4 protein-coding genes are annotated in these 6,278 nt (G+C 68.4%); 2 read left to right on the top strand and 2 right to left on the bottom strand.

The window, feature by feature from the left end; all coding sequences use genetic code 11:
• Positions 1-338: 338 nt before the first annotated feature.
• A complete protein-coding gene (locus QHF89_RS49640) occupies positions 339-1,232 on the top strand; it encodes a hypothetical protein (RefSeq protein ID WP_136973423.1) in 894 nt (297 codons plus the stop codon).
• A 157-nt stretch (positions 1,233-1,389) separates the two neighbouring features.
• Here QHF89_RS49640 and QHF89_RS49635 read toward each other — a convergent pair whose 3' ends face one another.
• Both QHF89_RS49635 and QHF89_RS49630 read right to left on the bottom strand, forming a co-directional pair.
• Positions 1,390-3,105, bottom strand: coding sequence for a serine/threonine-protein kinase (locus QHF89_RS49635; protein WP_136973396.1), 1,716 nt, complete (start codon positions 3,103-3,105; stop codon positions 1,390-1,392).
• A gap of 96 nt (positions 3,106-3,201) precedes the next feature.
• Positions 3,202-4,761, bottom strand: coding sequence for an RtcB family protein (locus tag QHF89_RS49630; RefSeq protein ID WP_136973397.1), 1,560 nt, complete (start codon positions 4,759-4,761; stop codon positions 3,202-3,204).
• Positions 4,762-5,139: 378 nt separating this feature from the next.
• Here QHF89_RS49630 and QHF89_RS49625 point away from each other — a divergent pair, with 378 nt between their 5' ends.
• Positions 5,140-5,505: a hypothetical protein gene (locus QHF89_RS49625; RefSeq protein WP_136936378.1), complete on the top strand. Its 366-nt coding sequence runs from the start codon at positions 5,140-5,142 to the stop codon at positions 5,503-5,505.
• The last annotated feature ends 773 nt before the right edge of the window (positions 5,506-6,278 follow it).

Here is a 6,278-nt window from a genome sequence, read left to right as displayed (position 1 = left end):
CCCCTCTAAATGTCGTCAGAGGGGGCGAATGTACCGATGGGAGATGGGACCAATGCTCAGGGCCGTGCCTGGTCCGGGGTCGAGGGGGCGGACAGCCCCCCGCGGGGTCCGGGGCAGCGCCCCGGCGGTGCGACGCCACGATGATGGCGGTGTGACGATCCTGTGCTGCCGCCCGGCGCGGAACGGAGCACGCGCTAAAGAGCGCGATGCTCTTCCCAACGAACCGTTCTTCTTGGCTTCCCCTCGTTGCGCTTTTGCTTGCGTGTAGCGGGGATGACCCCGCGACGCCTGCGCCTCCTCCTGCACCACCTGCGCTCGACGCCCGGGTCGACGACTGCTTGCGCATCAATGCTTGTGAGGCGGAGGGCGGCGAGCCGCTCGGCATGCAGGCCTGCCTCGGCCATGTGCTCGACGTGCCCTGGAACTGGGCGGCCACGGGCCAGCTCCGCTTTGAGATCGCGAGCATGGAATGCAAGCTCGCTGCGAAGGATTGCGCTGGTGTCCGCGCTTGCACGCCGCCCAAGGACACCTTCTCGGCTGCGTGTGCGGCGAACCCTGCCGATGGCATTTGTGAGGGCCAGACGTGGGTGCTCTGCGATCCTGAGGGCAAGCCGACGGCTGCGATGGACTGCGCGGCTGCGGGGCTCTCCTGCAACAAGGGCCACTGGGCTGGCTGCGGCGCCGAGCCCTGCACGTTCGGCACGACGAAGACGACCTGCGCTGCGGAGGATCCCGACGTGCTCGTCCAATGCGGCGCGGATGGGTTTCTCCAGCGGATCGATTGCCGCACGCAGTACAACATGGTGCACATCAACGGGCAGGAGAAGGAGGAGCGGATCACGATCGCCGGGGAGACCTGCGGCTTCGATCCGCAACGCAACGACATCGGCTGCATCGGAAAGGGCGAGGATTGCAGCTTCTTCTCGCAGGCGTGCAACGGCGACGTGCTGGAGACGTGCGCGGGCGGCAAGATCGGCCGTCGTGATTGCGCTGCGCTGGATCCCGAGGGCCAGGGCTGCGGATTTGTGCAGAGCGGCGCGTTTGCCGGGGGCGCGGCGTGCGGGTTCGTCGCGCCGAGCTGCGATCTCGGGGCGGCTGAGGCGTGCGAGGGCAGCACGGTCGCGTTCTGCAACCTCGGGACGCCCGCGAAGGTCGACTGCAAGGCGCAGGGCTTCAGCGGGTGTGCGACGGCGACGCTCGGCGGCAGGACCGTCGCGTACTGCGCGCCCTAGAGCATCGAACGGTTCGATGCTCTGCGAGATCGCGAAGCGAGCTCGCCTCGGGGGGTGAATCGACCGGGCTTTGCCCGGGCGAGAGGGGGACGCGAGGCGTCCCCCTCGGGACGAAAGAAGCCTAGAACATCGAGCGGTTCTTGAACCGCTCGATGTTCTAGGGCGTCTCGTCCGTCTCGTCCGCCGTCGCGGACGCGTCGACCTCGGGCTCCAGCGCGATCGCAGGCTCCGCGGGCGCGGGCATCCCGCCTGCCGCGGGGCGCATGTCTGCGCCGCGCACCGCGCCTTCCGCGATGTTTCTCTCGCCCCCCGTGGTGAAGGCCATGATGAGCGCGACGACGATGAACACGGCCGTCGTCGCGCTCGCCAAGAACGCCACCGGCTTCGCGCCGCGCGGCGCGGAGGCCGGCGCGTAGTCCCAGGGCGCCATGCTGTTTCCGAGGGGCTCGCCGGCGCTCGGCACGCGAAAGCTCGGGAGCGACGTGCGCACCGAGGGCGGCGGGGGCGCGGGGAAGCTCGGCAGCCGCGGCGGGGCGAGCGCGGTCGCCTCGTCGATCGTCTCCTCGAGGTTCATCGCGCCGAGCACCCCGGCCGGGTCGGGCGGGGGCGCGGGCTCCGTGGGTTGCGAGCCCTGAGGCGGCCGCCCGCAGTTCATTTCACGGGCTTTGCGGAGATCGGTGCTCCCCATCGGGACGGTGCCGCCGCCCGCGCACGAGAACTCGGGATCCCGGGGCATGTCGGCGGGCGGTTCGGCCGACGTGGCGGCGAGCGCCTTCGGTTCGGCGGCCTCGGCCCGCTTCTTGAGGAACGGATCCGACACGTTCCTTCGCCCCTTCGCCCGCGCGGCGCGGCGGCCTGTGTCCTTGCCGATGCAGCCGAGCAGAATGGCGTCGATGTTCTTGGGGATCGGGCGCGAGCTGTTCGAGCCCCTCGTCGACGAGCGCGGATCGTCGACGAGCGAGACGCGCTCGTCCTCGGGCCAGCCTTCGCGGCGCTCGCTGTAGGGCGAGAGCGCGGCCTTGAGGTCGAGGGCGCGCGGGAAGCGCGAGTCGACGTCCTTGCAGAGGCACCGCATGATGACGGCTTCGAGCCCGGACGGGATCCCGCCCTGGAGCGACGACGGGAGCGGCGCCATCTCGCTGCCGAGGACGGCCATGCAGATCTCGGGCGTCGTGGCTCGCTGGAAGGGGGCGCGCCCGGTGACGAGCTTGTAGAGGATGGCGCCGAGGGCCCAGATGTCGGCCCGCGCGTCGACTTCGCGGGCCGCGCGCATCTGCTCGGGCGCCATGTAGAGCGGCGAGCCCATGATGTCGCCGTTGCTCGTCATCTCCAGCTCGGCCGACTCGCCCTCCTCGGGCACGTGCTTGGAGACGCCGAAGTCGAGGACCTTGATGCAGGGCGAGCCGTCCTCGCGGTGCGTGAGGAACAGGTTCGCCGGCTTGAGATCACGGTGGACGATCCCGCGCCCGTGGGCCTCGGCGAGGGCGTCGCAGGCCTGCATGACGTAGAGGACGGCTTCGTGAACGGGCAGCGTGCCTCGTTTTTTGAGCAGCGCCGAGAGGTCGTCGCCGTGGAGCAGCTCCATGACCATGAACGGGGCGCCCGTGGGCAGCCGGCCGATGTCGTAGACCTGGGCGACGTGCTCGCTCCGGAGCTTCACGACGACGCGCGCCTCGCGCAGGAAACGCTCGATGATCTGCGGGTGCGTGAGATCCGCGCGGACCAGCTTGATGGCCCGCTCGTCCCGGAGCTCGAGGTGCGTGACGGCGACGACGACGCCCATGCCGCCCATGCCGAGGGTACGCTCGACGCGATACTTCCCGGCGAGGATCTCGCCCACCGCGACCTGGCTCTGGACAGCTTCGTTTCCCATATCGCGCCCTTCGCATGCTACGAAGGCCGCCCAGGCGGGCCAACAAACTGAGCGTTCGGGGCAGGAATCCCGCTCTGGGCGTGCACGCTGCGGGGCTCATCCTTTCACCGTCGCAATCGGCGCGAGCCGCACGACACGCCGCGCCACCGAGGCCTCCTCCACCGATCGCACGACCGGCGTGATGGCCTTGTACGCGTACGGCGCCTCCTCCTTCATCCGGCGGTGGTACTTCTCCAGGATGTCACGCCGCCCGCGCAAGGACGGCGCGTCAGGGTCGATCGGGGTCACCACGTCGAGCTTCCCCGTCGATTCCCGGTAGACCGCGTCACTCACGTGGCTCGCCTGCCCCCGCGTGAGGCTGCGGCCGGCGCCGTGGCAGGCGCTCGCGAGCAGCGCCTCGTTCCCGAGCCCCGCGAGCACCCAGCTCGCGTCACCCATCGAGCCCGGAATGATCACCGGATGCCCGGTGTACTGGAAGGGGCTGGTGAAAGGATCGGGCCCCGGCGCGGGCGTGGCGCCTTTGCGATGGAGGAAGCGCCCCGTCTTGCCCTCCGGCTCCCAGATGAGGTTGTGCGGCGCATCGTAGACGAGCCGCGTCTCCACCGTTCGCCCGAGGACCTCGCTCATCGCGCGCGCGGCCATCAGCACGAGGAAGAGCCGGTTTCCAAAGGCGAAGTTCGCCGCGTTGCGCATGGCGGACAGGTACGCGGCCGCCTCGGCGGCGAGCGGCCCCCACGTCGGCATCACGTAAAAGCCGTGCGCCGGGTGGGGCAGGCCTTTCGGGTAGAGCTCGTGGGCGCGGGCCATGAAATGGCCGCCCACCACGTGCCCGAGCCCGACGGAGCCCGAATGCGCCATGATCGTCACGGCCCCGCGGGCGAGGCCGAACGCGTGCGCGGCGTGGCCGTCCACGATCTCGTCGACGCGCTGCAACTCGACGAAATGGTTGCCGCCGCCGACGGAGCCGATCTGGATGTCTCGGCCGTCGCTCTTGCCCGAGGCGCGGATGAAGCTCGCGAACGCGAACGTGTCCGCGGTGGGCAGGGCGCCGTTGAAATGGACCCGCTCGAGATCACGGAGCTCTCGGGTGGGGTCGTAATACCGCCAGATCCCCGTGCCTTGGTTGTCGGCTGCGGTCTCGGCGAGCCCCCAGAGCCCGTCCCGGAGGAGCGCCTCGCGCTGGCGGGGGGACATGGGGATGTTGCGCTGGCCCTGGAAGAAGATGGCCCGCAGGCGCTTCTTCAAGGCGGCCATGTGCGGCAGGAGCTCGTCCTGGGTCACGTCCGTGACCACGAGCCGCATGCCGCAGCAGACGTCATTGCCGACGGCGCGCGGGACGACGAACCCCCGTGCGTCGGCCACGGTGCCCACGGGGATGCCGGATCCTTTGTGGAAATCCGGCGTGAGCACGACGGCCGCGAGGCGGCCTGGCCCCTCCCCCCAGAAGGGCGTGATGCGGCCTTTGCGCTCCTCTTCCCAGAGGGAGAGGAGCGTGTCCTGGAGCGAGACGAATTCGAGGAGCTCCGCGATACCCTCTGCCTCGACGGAGACATCGGGCCGCGCGATGAGCTTGATCGGAACACCAAAACGACTTTCGATGCGGGCGAGCGCGTTGTCTTCCCGGCGCACGACCGCATCAAGGCGAAGATTGCCCATGGCTGCTTTCCCGGGCGCCTGCACGTTTTGCCGTACGGGCGCCTTGTGAACGAACGAACCCTATCGCGCAGGTCGCACGTCGCCGCGGCGCCGAGCCCGGGAGCGCATCCTCCTTCAGAGGACGCACGTCTCCTCACGCTCGCACGCCGGCGATCTGTCGCCGACCCACGATCCTTCCCCGGTTCGTTATTTGAACTCCGAAGCGCGCCCGAGGAAAGCGCACTTCGCAGCAGCCACAGCCACGATATGCGAGCGCTCTTTCTTTGTCAAGGCAGAGCTCGCGTGCATTTCGCCGCAGGCATATCGAATGCACGCCGTCCCCCGGGCGCGCAGCGATGCGCAGGCCGGGTGCACCCTGTGTGCACGGTGGAGGACGAGATGGTGCGCGACGACGAAACGAACAATCCTCTCACGCAGGGGAAAGGCCGCACGGACGAGGTCGATCAATCGAAGGGAATTTACCCGTTCGGCACGCCCCACCCGCCCGACGCGGAGATGCGCCCGCCTGGTTCGCTCGGCGGCGGCTCTTATGAAGAGTCGGGCCGCGGGGGCGTGGGCTTCTCCTCGGAGCGATCGACCGCGGGGAGTGGGGCCGCCGGAGCGGCGAGCGCGAAGCAGAACGCGGAGCAGGGGCTCGGGGCGGCGGACGAGGCCGCGGAGCGCGCCCCCGAGCCGGCGCCCAAGGGCGCGCTGCCGCAACATGAAGAGAGCAAGCCACGTCGTTCCGGATCGTCGGGCGGTTGACGCTCCGATGGAGGCGGTTAGGTTGACCCCTCGTTGGAGATGGTGAGGTCCCTGGGCCCACAGGATGTGAAATATTCTCGGCCCTCGGACGATCGATTGTTGACAAGGCGAACGACGCGGCTTAAAGAGCCGCCCCTCGCCGAGAGACACAGGGCGCCGCAAGGCGTCGTCGCTCGGTGGGGTCCCCGGACCCGAGAATGAAAATTCTCAGTCCTCGGATGAAGGGTGTTGACAAGGCGAACGACGCGGCTTAAAGAGCCGCCCCTCGCCGAGAGACACAAGGCGCCGCAAGGCGCTGTCCTCGGAGAGGTCGCCGGGTCCAGAGAATGTGAAAATGTTCTCGACCCTCCGATGAAAAAAGTTGTTGACAAGGCGAACGACGCGGATTAAAAGGCCGCCCCTCGCTGAGAGACAAAGGGTGCCGCAAGGCGCCGTCCTCGGCGGGCCTCTGAGCCTGATGGATCTTGAAAGAGATCATTCCTGCTCGAGGCCGTCTCGTAGAGAGTCCGCATCTGCGGATCTGCGGGATGATGGTTGAGATCGCCGACGATGGCGTACCTTCGGGTACGATTATCGTGCGAACGAGGTGAGCTTTGCAAAGCCCCTCGACTCGGTCCTTGAAAACTGGATTGTACGCAACACGCATTAACGTGTGGTGACGTGGCCCTCGCCTCGTACCTGCGCAAGCACGGTCGAGGCAACACGTCATGCCAATAAGGCATGAGCCGTCACCCGGTCTTTAGCCGGACCGAGGTGACCTCCAGCAAGTTTAA

Source organism: Polyangium sorediatum, assembly GCF_029946465.1.
Classification (GTDB): domain Bacteria; phylum Myxococcota_A; class Polyangia; order Polyangiales; family Polyangiaceae; genus Polyangium; species Polyangium fumosum.
This window is presented reverse-complemented; position numbering and strand designations above follow the sequence as displayed.